Source organism: Streptomyces sp. ActVer, assembly GCF_027270795.1.
GTDB lineage: Bacteria > Actinomycetota > Actinomycetes > Streptomycetales > Streptomycetaceae > Streptomyces > Streptomyces umbrinus_A.
The window spans coordinates 11,412-25,158 of the sequence record NZ_JAPWHT010000040.1 but is presented as its reverse complement, the minus strand read 5'-3'; the positions used below and the strand labels follow the sequence as shown (position 1 = coordinate 25,158).

At 70.3% G+C, this 13,747-nt stretch carries 10 protein-coding genes and 3 pseudogenes; 6 read left to right on the top strand and 7 right to left on the bottom strand.

Annotated elements, in window-relative coordinates; all coding sequences use genetic code 11:
* Positions 1-12: 12 nt before the first annotated feature.
* The 4 genes from O3Q52_RS09590 to O3Q52_RS09575 form a co-directional block, all read right to left on the bottom strand.
* The gene (locus O3Q52_RS09590; RefSeq protein ID WP_269648395.1) at positions 13-1,329 is read right to left on the bottom strand and encodes a phosphatase PAP2 family protein; all 1,317 of its coding nucleotides are present in this window, start codon (positions 1,327-1,329) and stop codon (positions 13-15) included.
* Positions 1,330-1,445: 116 nt separating this feature from the next.
* The gene (locus O3Q52_RS09585) at positions 1,446-1,745 is read right to left on the bottom strand and encodes a DoxX family protein (protein ID WP_269648394.1); all 300 of its coding nucleotides are present in this window, start codon (positions 1,743-1,745) and stop codon (positions 1,446-1,448) included.
* A gap of 83 nt (positions 1,746-1,828) precedes the next feature.
* Complete coding sequence (locus tag O3Q52_RS09580; protein WP_269648393.1) at positions 1,829-3,061, bottom strand: DegT/DnrJ/EryC1/StrS family aminotransferase; 1,233 nt, start codon at positions 3,059-3,061, stop codon at positions 1,829-1,831.
* Between the two features lie 2 nt (positions 3,062-3,063).
* Positions 3,064-4,308 (bottom strand): GNAT family N-acetyltransferase, encoded by a 1,245-nt coding sequence (locus tag O3Q52_RS09575; RefSeq protein WP_269648392.1) that lies wholly within the window; start codon positions 4,306-4,308, stop codon positions 3,064-3,066.
* Between the two features lie 253 nt (positions 4,309-4,561).
* On the opposite strand from O3Q52_RS09575, the gene O3Q52_RS09570 reads away from it, so the two are divergent.
* From O3Q52_RS09570 to O3Q52_RS09555, 4 genes and pseudogenes are all read left to right on the top strand, one after another.
* Positions 4,562-4,927 carry a PH domain-containing protein gene (locus O3Q52_RS09570; protein ID WP_055615870.1) on the top strand — a complete coding sequence of 122 codons (366 nt, stop codon included), beginning with the start codon at positions 4,562-4,564 and terminating at the stop codon, positions 4,925-4,927.
* A 150-nt stretch (positions 4,928-5,077) separates the two neighbouring features.
* Positions 5,078-5,305, top strand: a pseudogene (locus tag O3Q52_RS09565) (ArsR/SmtB family transcription factor); the annotation flags it as partial.
* 9 nt (positions 5,306-5,314) lie between these two features.
* Complete coding sequence (locus O3Q52_RS09560) at positions 5,315-5,809, top strand: glutathione peroxidase (RefSeq protein ID WP_269648391.1); 495 nt, start codon at positions 5,315-5,317, stop codon at positions 5,807-5,809.
* A 134-nt stretch (positions 5,810-5,943) separates the two neighbouring features.
* Positions 5,944-6,279, top strand: a pseudogene (locus tag O3Q52_RS09555) (MerR family transcriptional regulator); the annotation flags it as partial.
* A 46-nt stretch (positions 6,280-6,325) separates the two neighbouring features.
* On the opposite strand, the gene O3Q52_RS09550 reads toward O3Q52_RS09555, so the two are convergent.
* The gene (locus tag O3Q52_RS09550; protein ID WP_269648390.1) at positions 6,326-7,576 is read right to left on the bottom strand and encodes a transposase; all 1,251 of its coding nucleotides are present in this window, start codon (positions 7,574-7,576) and stop codon (positions 6,326-6,328) included.
* Positions 7,577-7,649: 73 nt separating this feature from the next.
* Between O3Q52_RS09550 and O3Q52_RS09545 the strand changes: the two genes are divergently transcribed.
* Positions 7,650-7,853: a toxin-antitoxin system HicB family antitoxin gene (locus tag O3Q52_RS09545; RefSeq protein WP_269648389.1), complete on the top strand. Its 204-nt coding sequence runs from the start codon at positions 7,650-7,652 to the stop codon at positions 7,851-7,853.
* 30 nt (positions 7,854-7,883) lie between these two features.
* Positions 7,884-8,417, top strand: a pseudogene (locus tag O3Q52_RS09540) (MerR family transcriptional regulator); the annotation flags it as partial.
* A gap of 136 nt (positions 8,418-8,553) precedes the next feature.
* On the opposite strand, the gene O3Q52_RS09535 reads toward O3Q52_RS09540, so the two are convergent.
* Both O3Q52_RS09535 and O3Q52_RS09530 read right to left on the bottom strand, forming a co-directional pair.
* On the bottom strand, positions 8,554-10,590 hold the full coding sequence (locus O3Q52_RS09535; RefSeq protein ID WP_269648388.1) for an MFS transporter: 2,037 nt from the start codon (positions 10,588-10,590) through the stop codon (positions 8,554-8,556).
* 192 nt (positions 10,591-10,782) lie between these two features.
* Complete coding sequence (locus O3Q52_RS09530) at positions 10,783-13,701, bottom strand: D-alanyl-D-alanine carboxypeptidase (protein WP_269648387.1); 2,919 nt, start codon at positions 13,699-13,701, stop codon at positions 10,783-10,785.
* Positions 13,702-13,747 lie beyond the last annotated feature (46 nt).

The following is a 13,747-nucleotide window of genomic DNA, read 5'->3' as shown; positions in this document are numbered from 1 at the left end:
GTGCAACACAGCTCAGACCAGCTCAGGTTGCCGTTCCGGTTGTCGTGACGGGGTGGTCCTCGGCTCCCACTGTGCGGTGGTCCTCGCGTAGCCGTAGATCACCGACGTCATCGCCAGGACGAGGAGGGGTCCGTACAGCCACGGATGCCTGGCCATCTCCAGCGGCAGGTAGCGGTAGGACGTCAGGAGTGCGGCGAAGACGGTGGTGCCGTAGGCGACCAGTCGGAGCCCCGGTCGGTCCCAGCCGCGGTCGAACGAGCGGAGAGCCGCCTCGATCGTGAGCGTGAACACCACGCCGGCGATGAGGTCCACGCCGTAGTGGTAGCCGAATCCCAGCGTTGCGCCGAGCGTGGCCACCAGCCAGAACGTTCCTGCGAATCGCAGAGCCCGCGGGGCCTTCCGGGAGTGGATGAAGATCGCGGTGGCCCATGCCGTGTGCAGGCTGGGCATGCAGTTGCGTGGGGTGACCTCGTCGAACGGCATGGGGTGCGGGGTACTGATCGGCGGCAGCGTCTGCGGCCACAGGTTGGCCACCGCCCATTGCCCGCTGGGCGGCGCTTCCGGCCACAGGCCGACCGACGACCAGTGCTCGACGCCGGTGCCGTAGGCGAAGACCGGTCCGACCACCGGGAAGATCATGTAGATGGAGGGCCCGAGGAGGCCGATCACCAGGAACGTACGCACCAGATGGTGGCGTGGGAAGCGGCGCTCGGCCGCCACGTTGCGCAGTTGGTACAGCGCGACGACGACCGCGGCCACCGCGAGCTGCCCGTAGACGATGTTGAGGAGATTGGAGCCGACCGGGCCCGTGGCCGCGACGAGCCGGCCCACCAGCCACGACGGGTTGCCCAGTGCGTGATCGGCGGTCGCCACGTACTGGTCGAGCACCCCTGGGCGGGTCCTGGCGGTGATGAGCAGCCAGGTGTCGCCGGTCTTGCGGCCGGCCACCAGCAGCAGGCCCATCCCGACGCCCTTCAGCAGCAGGACGCGTTCCCGGCCGGTACGGCGGGTGACGGCGACGACCGCGCCGCCCAGGATCACCCACAACGCGCCGTTTCCGAAGGGGTGGCCGTCGGTCACCCTGGCGTCCGCCGCCCACCGGACCGCCGCGAAGGCGATGTCGACACCGATCGCGGCGCCGGCGGCGATGAACCGTTGCCGCCAGGTGAGTACCACCATCATCAAGGCCATACCGGCATACAACAGAAAGCCTGATTTGGGAGCGAATATCACCTCTCGCGCCTGATTGGTGATCGGCCCCGGCTCGCCGTAGTGGCGTGCGGCGATCTCCAGCGCGACAAGGAATCCGAGGCCCACGACAGCCGCCACGGCCCAGAGTCCCGCCCGTGACCCGCGCCACGCGGAGAACGTAATTCCGCGTCTTATTCGCGAGAAGTCCCGCGATGTTATGTATCTCAATTTTCAGCCGATTTAATAGATTTTAGTCAAAGGTCGGAGTGGGTTTCGCTTGCCTCCTTCCAGTCGTGGCCGCTCCCTCCCTGATGGAGAACGGCCGCCCGACGGGGGAAGACGGAAAGACTACGGTCCGGGTTCCGGACGACGTTGAGGCCGGTCTCCTTCACCTCTCCGCGGGACAGGTGAAGGACGGTCGCCAGGATCGGGAGTACGAGGAAGCCGAGTGCGGCGAACATCGCGAGGGCGGGGGCCGTCCCCGTGAGCGGCGGTAGTACGAGGCCTGCGGCGCCGAGGATCTCGATGGCGCCGATGGCCCGGACCGCGCCCATCGGAACCGGACGGCGTACGACACGGAGCGTCCCTGAGACCCCGGTCGCGGTGGGCCGGGGTCACTGGGGCGACTGAGAGCCGCTCACTGCCCCAACGGCGCCGGTGGTGTGGCGTCCGGGACGGCGGCGGTCGGAGCCGGTGGGTGTGCGGTCTTCGTCCGTTCTTTCGTGAGGGCGGCCGTGATGGTGCGGGCCAGGAGGGGATCGGCCGGGAGGACGTGGGAGGCGAACCAGCGGGCGGACGACGGGTCCGGGGACGGTTCCACGAACTCCGCGCCCGCGTAGTCGTCGAGCGGCGGATCGTAGATGTAGCCCGCGACCACTCCGTGTCTCACGAGGCGCTGCACGAGGGCGTCGCGGTCGTGGACCAGGAGCGGGACCCGGAAGAGCGGGAGCGGGCGGCCCCGTGCCGCGCCGTCGCGGAGTGCCGGTGAGGCCCAGGCCGTGCCTGAGAGGACGCTGACGCCTGCTCGGCGGCGGGTGAGGCTCTCGTCGAGCAGCGCCATGCGGAGCTTCAACTGCCCGCGGACCAGGGCTCCGTGGCGCGTCCGGAAGTCGTGGAGGTCCACGCGTATCCATGGCTCGTACGCGGTCAGGCTCGGCGCCCGGAGTGCGCTGGCGGCGAGCCGGGGCGCGTGCAGGGCCATGCGGAAGTCGTCGCGTTCGAGGAGGCCGAGGCGTTGCATCGTCCGCCAGGCCGGGCGCACCAGGTGCAGGGTGCGGACGGCCGAACGCGCCAGTGGGCGCAGGGCCGTGGCCAGGTCGCCGGCCAGGCGGCCCGGGACCAGGAGGTCGTCCCGCAGCAGCTCCAGTTCCCGGCGGGTGCGCGCGTCCTCCACGGCCAGGAAGCCGCCCGCCATCGCCGCCACGTGCTTGGAGAGGCTGAAGGCCGCCGCCGTTCCGAACGTCCCGATCGGCTGACCGTCCAGGTGCGTGCCGATCGCGTGCGCGGCGTCCTCGATGAGGGGTATCCCCAACTCCTCGCAGCGCAGGCGCAGTTCGACGACCCGGTCCGGCATGCCGTACAGGTTCGTGGTGAGGACGGCGTCCACGCTGCGCCACGTCGACTCCGGTACGGCGGCCGGGTCGATGTTGCCGTCCCGGACCGACACGGGGGCCAGCACCGGGCGCAGTCCGGCCGCGAGGACGACGAAGAGGATCACGTCGTCGTTCACCGGTGACATCAGCACCCGTCCGCCCGGACGGCACCAGCGTCGCAGTGCCAGGTACAGGGCCAGGCGCGCCGAGGGCGTGTAGACGCACTCCCGTCCGAGCCTGCGTGCCATCGTCGCGGCGAGCCGCGATCCGTACGTCATCGTCACCTCTTCCGCCTCGGGGCCACGGGGCTCTGCGCGTTCGCGCTCCGCTGCTGGACGGCAGTGCCCCGCGGGTTCGCGTTGCCCTGCGGGTTCGCGGTGCCCCGCCGGTCCGCGTTCCGTCGCGGGGCAGTGCCGGAGCCCGTGCCCATGCGGCCCGTCGTACGCAGCGTGCCGACCGTCTTCAGCAGCCGGTCGGCCGGTTCCCGCAGCCGCGGATGGGCCAGGACCGTGTTCCGCAGCCCGCGCACCGGCCTGCGCCACAGCCGGTGTGCCGTGGCCACCGGGTGGGGGCGGACCGCGAAGCCCTCACCGACGCGCAGTTCGCGGGTCTTGAGCCAGTCCTTCCACTCCTTGTCGCCGCGCCCCAGGTCCATGAGCCGCACACCGTCCCGGCCGGCGGCCTCGGCCATGCGCAGGTGCATGATCAGGCCGGGCGAGTAGTACTGGAGGTCGGGGTCGTACGCGGTGAACCACGGCGCGAACACCGTGCGCGACCTCGGCCCGAAGTGCGCGGCCACCGGCCGGTCGCCCGCGTACACCACGGACAGCACCCCGGTGAAGTGCTCCTCGCGGACCTGGAACAGCTGCTCCACCAGCTCCACGATCCACGGCCGCGCGAACCGGTCCATCCGTCCCGTCCTGCGGTACTGGGCGGACTTCCACCGCATGAGCGTGCGCAGCGCCCCCTGATCGCGCTCGTCGAAGACGAACCGCATCTCGCCCAGGTCGCGCCCCAGCCGCCGTTCCTTCTTCAGCGTCGTCTTGGCCAGCCCCGGGTACGCGCCGCGCAGCCACTCCGCATAGCCCGCGTCGTCGCCGTCCTTCAGGTCGATGGCCGGCGAGGCGAACGTCCCCGTGACGTACGCCCCGAAGGGCTTCTGCTCCTCGACGAGGTGGTCGAACTCGAAGACCGAGAGACCGCAGGCCCGCAGCAGTTCCCGGGTGTCCCAGGTGACGCCGGGCCGGTGCACGAGGGCCTGGGCGTCGGACAGACCGAGCCCGACGGCCCGGCCCACCCCCAAGGCGTTGCGCTCGTACGGGAGGAAGCCGACTGCCTCTCCGCCCTCGTGCAGGACCGCCACCCGCGCCCCGCCGCGGTGCCGGCCGATCCCCGCCGCGAACTCCGGTGCCAGGAAGGGGTTCGCGTAGTCCGGTGACTCGTCCATCGCGCGGTGCCAGGCCCGGCGCAGTGGGATGCTCAGTTCCTCGGGTCTGTGGATCGTGATGGTGCTCATGGACCGCACGGGCGCCCCCCCATTCCCCCATGACGCGCTCTCCGCGTCCCGCCCCCGCCTCGAACTGTTCGGCGGGGCTCAAACGTCGCGAAACAGCACGCACGCTGTCAAGGGTGGTGTGAGTAATGGAAGCGTCACGGATCGGACTGCCCGGTCCGCACGCGGAACGAGCCCCCGCCGGCCACCGTCCGCCTCAGGTGAATCGGTGCCCTGATTGCCCTACAGTGTGAGGATCTTGTGATGTCAACAACGGGGGCACACCATGGCGCTGTTCGGAAACGCGCACACCATCGATCCGGCGAAGGCCCAGCACGACTACGCGCGGCTGCTCGGGCAGGACGAGCAGGTGTACGCGGCGTACCTGCTGATACGCGACACCATCCTCTTCACCGACCGCCGTCTCATCCTGGTCGACAAGCAGGGCATCACCGGCAAGAAGACGGAGTACCACTCCGTCCCGTACCGCAGCATCACCCACTTCTCCGTCGAGACCGCGGGCCACTTCGACCTCGACGCCGAGCTGAAGATCTGGATCTCCGGCACCCCGGCACCGATCGAGAAGACCTTCACCAAGGGCGTGGACATCTACGAAGTGCAGGCGATCCTCACGCAGTTCGTGGCGCGCTAGCCGCGCGGGGTGCGGGGCCCAGCCCCCGCGCCAGGCTCACCGTCACGGCGATCGACGCCAGCGCGATCACCGTCATCGCCGTGCCCGGTGACGTCAGTTGGGCCGTCGCGCCCGCCAGGGCCTCAGCCGGCTGCTCGGGGCGGGGCGGGCGTCCTCGTCCTGCTCGACTCCCCCATGAGCACGAGCCAGGTGGTGGCCGTCACCGGCCAGGGGCTCGGCTCGGTCGGCCGCCACCTCAAGGTCCTGCTCGACGCGCGGCTCGTCGAGCGGCGGCGCTCCGGGCGGTCGGTCCTCTACTACCGCACCCCCGCGGGCGAGGTTCTTGTCGGGGTCCAGGGTGACGGGGGCGCCGCCCGTGCCCCTTCGGACCGGAGTTAGCATCCGTTTATGACTACTGACTCAGTTCTCGACGTCGACATCGATGCCCTGCAGGGCGGTTCCGCGGACCTCGGCCAGTACAAGGGCCAGGCCGTGCTCATCGTCAACGTGGCCTCCAAGTGCGGGCTCACCCCCCAGTACGGGGGCCTGGAGCGACTGCAGGAGCGGTACTCCGCCCAGGGGTTCACCGTGCTCGGCGTGCCCTGCAACCAGTTCATGGGCCAGGAGCCCGGCACGTCCGAGGAGATCGCGGAGTTCTGCTCGGCGACGTACGGCGTGACCTTCCCGATGACCGAGAAGGTCGACGTGAACGGGGACGGGCGGCACGCGCTGTACGAGCGGCTCACCGGTTTCGCGGACGGCGAGGGGCACAGCGGCGACATCCGCTGGAACTTCGAGAAGTTCCTGATCGGCAGGGACGGCACGGTGGTCGCCCGCTTCTCCCCGCAGACCGAGCCGGAGTCGGCCGAGGTCGTGGCGGCCGTGGAGGCACTCGTCGCCTGACGCGGCGGCTCCCGTCGGTTGCCGTCGCCCGCCGCGGCGGCTCCCGCCGGTTGACCTTGCCCCTGGGGCAAGGGGCACCGTCCTCCCCGCCGGGCGGCAGTCGCCCGGTGACGGAGGATGGGCCCGTGGAACCCGTGACCGACACGACCGACGCGTTGCCCCCGGCCGAGGGCCTGCTCACGATCGGCGCGTTCGCCGCCCGTGCGCGGCTCTCGCCGAAGGCGCTGCGGCTGTACGACCGGCTGGGCCTGCTGCGCCCCGCGCACGTCGACGACACGACCGGCTACCGCTACTACCGCGCCGCCCAGGTCGAACGCGCCCGCCTGGTCTTCCTGCTGCGCGGACTCGACATGCCGCTCGCCCGGATCGCCGAGGTCGTGGAGCGGCAGGAGACCGACGGGCAGGCGGCCGCGGACCTCGTGACCGCCTACTGGGCGGACGTCGAGGAGCGCCTCGCCGGGCAGCGGACACACACACCACACACTCGCGCACTACCTCCTTGACATCCTCCCCCTCTTAAAAAAGAAAGAGGGGGATTCCAACCCGGATGGGTTGAGGTTCACGGACGCTCGAACGGCTGGTGGCCGTTGTCATCCCTCCGGCACCGGCTGATCGCCGGGGGCGGGGGAACCCGCCCTGTCCTGCCGCGACGTTGACTGCTGCGTTCTCGTCGGCGTTGCAGGTGAACCCGCAGGACACGCAGACGAAGTCGGCTTGGCTCTTGCGCGACTTCTTCTCGATCCATCCGCAGGCGCTGCATCGCAGTGAGGTGAAGGGTGCGGGGATGTCTTCGACCCGGCCGGGAGCCTTGTGCTCGGTGCGCTGCCGGAGCAGGCCCCAGCCCTGGGCGAGGATCGCGCGGTTGAGCCCGGCCTTCTGTCGGACCTTCTTCCCCGGCTCGGCCAGGGTGCCCTTGGCCGAGCCGGTCATGTTCTTGATGTTCAGCTTCTCGAACCGCACGAGATCGTAGGTGCGGGCGAGCATAGTACTGGTCTTCTCGCACCAGTCCTTGCGCCGGTCGGCTTCGCGCGCCTTGAGTTTGGCGACCTTGGCGTACTCGGCGGTCTTTGCCTCGCTGCCCTTCGGGGCACGAGCGGCACGCCGCTGGTGCTTGCGGATCTGGGCACGTTCCTTGACGGTGAGCTGCGGGCAGTTCAGCTTCCGGCCGTCGGAGAGGGCGACGGTGATCTTCACACCCCGGTCGATGCCGATCACCTCACCCGTGCCGGGCGCGTCGACCGGCTCGGGGATCACGGCGAACGCGATGTGCCATTGATTGTTCCGGTAGGTGACGCGGAACGATTTCGCCTCCGGCAGCTCGGCGCGGGTGAGGCGGAAGCGCACCCAGCCGCAACCGGGCACCTTGACATGAGCCCACCGGCGGTTGAGCTTCTGCACCACGACGGACCGGCCCATGACCTGCTTGCCGGTCTTCGTATTCAGCTTCGGCGAACCGTCCTCGTTGCACTCCGGTACGCGGTCGGTGCCGATGACGCGGAAGCCCTCGTGCACGTACTTCTTCCGCCACGTCGGCCCACCGAAGCCGGAGGTGAACTTGGCGTTCCTGGCCTTGGCGAAGTCCTTCAACGCCTGCTGCTGCACGTCCGCGTTCCCGGCCCCGAGCCATTCGCTGTCACGCCGGGCCTCGGTGAGCTGGCGGCACTGCTCGGCGAAGCCGGGCGCGGCCTTGCGGCCCTTGTACCAGTGCGAGTGCTGCTCGACCGCGAGATTCCACACGTACCGGGCGTGCCCGCAGTGCAAAAGCATCTGCTCTCCCTGCGCACGCGTCGGGTACATACGGAACCTCGCCATGGGTTGATTATGGGTCTAGTCTGGGCCCATGGTCAACTTCAATCTTCGACTCCCCGACGATCTACACGAAGCCATCAAGGCCGCGGCGGTTCGCGAGGGGCGCTCCCAGCACGGCCAGATTCTGTGGTACCTGCGCCTTGCGACCGGCCTGAGTGAGACGCCGAATCGCCCTGACGGCGATTCGGCCATCCCTGCCCCGCTCCGCGGGAGCGAGCATTCGCCCCGGCCCTGAAGGACCGGGCAACCTCCCCGAAAGCAAGGTGGACGGCTTTCCGGAAGGAGTTCCGAGTTGTACGCGACATTCGAGGTCCACACCATGGACGTACCGGAGCAGTGGGTCCTCACCGAGAACCGGCACACCCTCGTGGAGGAGCTGCCCGTCTGGATCCCGGCGTCGCTGGGACGGCTGGAGGCGGCGGCGAAGGAGTGCGGCGGCACGACGGGCGCGCCCTTCGTCGTCTACTACTCCGAGGTCTCGCAGGAGAGCGACGGCCCCGTCGAGTCCTGCGTCCCCGTCGCCGACCCGGTCGCCGCCCGCACCTGGGCCGCCCAGCACGCCCGCGCCTGGAACACGACGGCCCGCCTCGAACCCGCCCGCCGCCTCGCCTGCACCCGCATCACCAAGGCCCAGGTCGCCAACCCCCAGATCCACGCCGCCTACGAGGCAGTGGAGTCCTGGCTGACCAAGGAAGGCCACACCTACGCGGGCCCCTGCCGAGAGATCTACTTCACGGACTGGGACGAGTCGGGCCCGGAGGACGAGGTCTGCGACGTGGCGTTCCCGATAGCCCCGTAGGGGCTCCTTAGGGCCGCGGGGAACAGCGCAATCTTTTGTCTTTCAGGGGCGCGGGGCTGTATCGATTTGCGGCTCCGCCGCGTGGGCGCGACCAGCCCAGTCGAACCCGCACCCGACAACGAACCCCGCGGAAGCGTTACCCACGACTCCCGCGGACGGCGTCCCTCATCTCCTCAGGACACCCCGTCCCCCGCGGCAACTGATAAGGCGCAGCCAACCGATACGTGCCGGCCCGCGGAGCGAGAAGCTCAGTCCACTTGTCCCCGTTGACATCCTCCTCCGTCTCCATCAGACACCCGTTGACGTTCTCGTACGTCTTCGGCAGCTCGTCGTCGTCCTCCCGCAGCCGCTTCGACTCCGCGGTCTCCTGAGGCGGCTTCACGCTCTTGCCCTCCGCGTCGACGAGCCCGAGCCACGGCGAGTACGGGATCCGGATGAGCACCCGCCCCGCCCGCTTCACCTCGATGGTCAGCTCACCCTGCTCGGCCCGGTCGACGACGGCGGGCGGGTCGGCCATCGGGGTGGGGTCGGTGACCTGGAAGAGCTGCCAGTTGGCGTCACCCCAGACCTGCTTCAGATACGGCATCCCGCGCTGCACGAGCTCCCGCTCGCGCTCACCGCCGTCGCCGTCGGGCTCGCCCTTGGGGACGACGACGAAGTGGACGGCCCAGCGCCGCAGCCACTCGTGGTAGTTCGCGGAGTTGAGGGTGTCGTCGTAGAAGAGGGGGTTGCGCTCCATGTCCGCCTGCCGGTTCCAGCCGCGGGCGAGGTTGACGTACGGGGCGAGGGCGGACGCCTCCCGGTGGGAGCGGGCCGGTACGACCTCGACGCGGCCCTTCTCGGCACCGACGACCTGGAGCTGGTTGACCAGCGGGGCCAGTTCGCGGGCCCAGGACGCCGCGGGAGTCGTATGCACTATGTCGTCGACGGCCTTGAAGCCGATCCAGGCGTTCATGCCCACGAAGGTGACGACGATCGCGTACCACTTGCGCGAGCGCGGCACGGTGAAGGGCAGCGCGGCGATCAGCACGACGCCCGCCAGGAGCATGGGCAGGCGGCTGATGTTGGAGCCGATCTGCGAGCTGATCAGCCAGACGAGGAGGACGGAGAGGCCGTACACCGCCGCCGTGATCCGGACCGTCTTCCACTCCTTGGGGACGAGGAGGAAGACGAACACCGAGTACGAGAACGGCAGCAGGACCGAGGCCCACAGCATCGGCTGCGTACCGGAGAAGGGGAACAGCCAGGCGGAGACGCCCACGACGGCGGCGGGTGCGAGGCCCAGCGCGTACGCGCCCGGGCGGCGCTTCTGCAGGAAGAGCGCCACCGCGACGAAGCCCACGAAGAGCCCGGCGACGGGTGACGCGGCGGTCGCGAGCGCGGCGAGGGGCGCGGCGCACAGGGCCTTGGCCCAGCGTTTGTAGCGCCAGCGGTACGGCCAGCAGAAGACGACGGCGGTCGCGCCGAGCGCGAAGACCATGCCGAGGCCGAAGGTCACGCGTCCCGAGGCCGCGTTGCACAGCAGCGCGAACACTCCGGCGAGCGACGGCCACACCGGGTTCCGTACGGCCCTGGTGCGCATCAGGATCAGCGTGAGCAGCCCGGCGGAGATCGTCCCCGCGATCATCAGGGTCGTACGCACGCCGAGCACGGCCATCAGATACGGCGACACCACGCTGTACGACACCGGGTGCATCCCGCCGTACCAGGCCAGGTTGTACGCCGAACCCGGGTTCCGCCCGACGAACTCGGCCCAGGCGTCCTGCGCCGCGAGGTCGCCCCCACTGTTCGCGAACGTGAAGAACCAGATGACGTGCAGGATGCCGGAGAGCGCGGTGGCGAGGGTCGCGGGGTGCCGAAGGAAGCGGTGAAGGCGAGTCGTCTCTTGAACGCCGTCGGGGTCCGCGCGGTGCTCAACGTCCTCGACGTCCTCGACGTCCTCGGAGTCGGAGGCGTCGGAGGCGTCGGGGAGTTCGGCGGATCCGGAGGTCTCCGGAACAACCTCGGCCGACTCGGAGAAGTCGGAGGAGTGGGAGGCCTCAGAAGTGTCAGAGACGTCAGAGGCGTCGTCCGATCCGGGGCGTTCAACGTTCCGCGTACGCAGGCGTATTCGCTGGCCGGCTTCTTGGCCCGGCTCGGCGTCGTCGGCGTGCGTCGGCTCCGCTGTCGCCACGTGAAGGCACTCCCGTGTCCCGTTGTTTCACTGCTCGGCCGGGCCCCGCGGCGGGCGACCTTGCCCTTCTCGCGACGCTAGCACGCGCCCCGGCCCAGAGCGCCGGGGCGGTACTCCGTCGGCGGGGTACGACCGTTTCGGCACGGCTTGGGAGCATTACGCCCCCAAGCCGCCGCGGTTGCGTACGTCCCGTCAGCTCACCCTGGTGAGCTTGGGCCCGTAGCCCGGTTCGACGAGGTCCGACTTGAGCGCGACCGGCACCTCGACCGCGTTGCCGCTCGTGCCGTCACCGACGCTCAGGGAGCCGACCTCGGTTCCCGCCTTGGCCTCGTGCGGGATGGCCGTGCCGTCCTCGCCCAGCTTCAGCTTGACGGTCTGTCCGGCCCAGCCCACCGCGGAGACGTCCTTCGTGGCGACGACCGGCGTGCGACCGCCGAGCCCGTCGTCCACGTACCCCACGACGTCCCCCTTCTTCAGGATCTTCCGCGAGGTCAGCGCCTCCTGGGCGGCGATCATCGCCTCCTTGCTGACCGCGTTGACCGTGTCGATGATCGGCGGCTTGTGCTGGCCGAGGACCGCGCCGACGACGATGACGTTCTCACCGCCGACCTCCTGGGTGGCGGCGAACAGCAGGTTGCCGCCGGCCTTGGTGGTGGAGCCGGTCTTGATGCCGATGGCGTTGTTGTACGGCACGAGGCGGTTGTAGTTGTCCCACTTCTTGCCCGACGGGTCCACCCAGGTCGGCAGCTTGGTGATGTCCACCAGCGCCTGGATCCGCACCAGCTGGTTGCCGAGCTTCACCTGGTCCTCGGCGGTGGAGACGGTGGTCTCCTTCAGCCCCGAGGGGTCGGTGTACGTCGTGTTGGTCATCCCGAGGTCCTTGGCGGCGGCGTTCATCTTCTCGACGAACTCCTTCTCGGAACCGCCCGTGTCCCAACGGGCCAGCAGCCGCGCGATGTTGTTCGCGGAGGGGATCATGATGGCCGCGAGGGCGTCCTTCTCGGTGAGGACGTCGCCCTCCTTGACGGTGTTGAGCGTCGACTCGTTCTGCGCGTCGTAGCCGCCCTCCGTCTCCGCCTTCGCGTCGACGGGGATCTTCGCGCCGTCCTGGCCGGGCTTCAGCGGGTGCTCCTTGAGGATCACGTACGCCGTCATGGCCTTGGCGACCGAGCCGATGGCGACCGGCTTCTGCTCACCGAACTTGTCGACCGTGCCGATGCCGTTCACGTCCATCCAGCCCTGGCCCTCGCCGGGCCACGGGAGGGAGACCTTGTTCCCCTCGAAGGCGTACGACTCGTCGGCCGTCAGCGCGAGCGTGGGGGTGGGCAGCGGGCGTACGGCCTGTACGACTGCAAACACCACGGCCAGCAGCAGCACCAGCGGCGTCCAGATCTTGACCCGCCGCACGATCGTCCGCACCGGGGTCTGCCGGGGCGCCGGCGTGTTCGTCAGCTCCGCCAGCAGGTCCAACGGGGGCTTCGGCGGCAGGGGTTGCTGGGTCGTCCGCTCGGGACCGACCTGCGGGACGACGGCCGTCTCGGCGGCCGGCGGAACCGACGGCGGCGCGACCGGCCGCGCCTTCGGCGGCGCGGGCTCGTCGAGCGGCTTGAGGGCTACGAATTTGCTGGTGCGCTCGGACTCCGACTCGGCGGAGGGCGCGGAGGGCTTGGCCGCCCAGGCCGGAGCAGGCTTGCCCTCGGCGGCGCGGTCGGCGCCCTTGCCGGGCTCAGCGCTCTTGCCGGGCTCGGCACCCTTGCCGGGGTCGGTCGCCGTGCCCTTGTCCGCCCCGGAATCGGCTCCGGATTCGGCTCCGGTCCCGGGCTTCTCATCGGTCCCGGCACCCGGCTTGGCGCCGCCCAGCTTGAGCATGGTGGTGGGCTGGTCCACGGCGCGCTTCGGCATCTTGAAGATGGCGGTGGGCTGGTCGACGGGGGGTTTGGGGTCCTCGTCGGAGCCCGCATCCGATCCGGCGTCACCATCACCGACGGCTACCGCGTCGGACCGGTCCGCGCCGGAGCCGGAGGCAGGCTTCACGTCAGCACCGGCGCCGCCCTCACGGGGGGCTTCATCTGCGGGTTCGCCCGCACCGGCGACAGCGTCAGCCTCTGGCACGACGTCAGCCTCGGCCTCACCGGAGACTCCGTCGGCGGATTCGCCCGCACCGGCGACAGCACCGGCCGCAGGCACGGCGTCGGCCTTCGCGGCGTCGGCCTTCGCTTCACCGGGGACCTCGTCGGCGGGTTCGCCCGCACCGGCGACAGCGTCGGACTCAGGCACGGCGTCGGCCTTCGCGTCGGCGTCGGCGGAACCTTCGCCCTCGGACTCGTCGGACCCGACCGTCTCGGGCGTCGCGTCCGCCTTCGCGTCGGCGTCAGCCTCCGGCCGATCCTTCGCATCGTCGGTCGTCTCGCTCCGCGACTCGCTCCCGGCGTCCACGTCACCAGCAGACTCCGCGTCGTCACCGTCGGTCTCGGCGGAGGCGTCATCCGCAGCCGGGGCCTCCGCGGCAGCGGCGCCCTCCGGCCCGGCGTCTTCGTCAGCGTCCGTGTCCTCGGCATCGGGCTCGGCCTCAGCCGTCCCGCCTTCCACCCCGGACTCACCCTCACCATCCGGGTCACCGCCACCGGCGGCACCCTCGCCCCCGGCCGAACCCACCGAACCCGATGTGTCCGATGCCGGACCGTCGGCCCCGTCGGCGGCACCGGAAACTTCGGCGTCATCCGAGCCATCGGCGCCAGAGGCGCCCTCAGGCGCCTCGTCGTCCGCTGTCGCGACCCACGCGGCCACCACGTCCCGCAGGCGCGCGTCACCGCCCTCGGCGCCCTTGGCGGGGCCCTTCCCGGCGGACTCCCGGTCCGCAGAACCGTCACTCCCCCGGGAACTCCCGGCGGCGGACCCCTCCGAGCCGTCCGACCCCGCCGATCCCGCGGAGCGCTTCGTCGAGAACACCGCCGTGGCCGTGTCCACCCGGGCAGCCGCCGTCACGGCCTCTCTGGCGACCGCCAGCCGTGGATCCGGAACCGGAGCCTTGCTCCCCGACGTCGGTTCTGCCGACGACTCGTGCTGCTTCGACCTGTCGGGGGACTCGCCCGCCACCGGTGCCTCCTCCATGTGCCACAACTCCGTGCGGCCAACCGAACCATGAACCCGCCAAGCA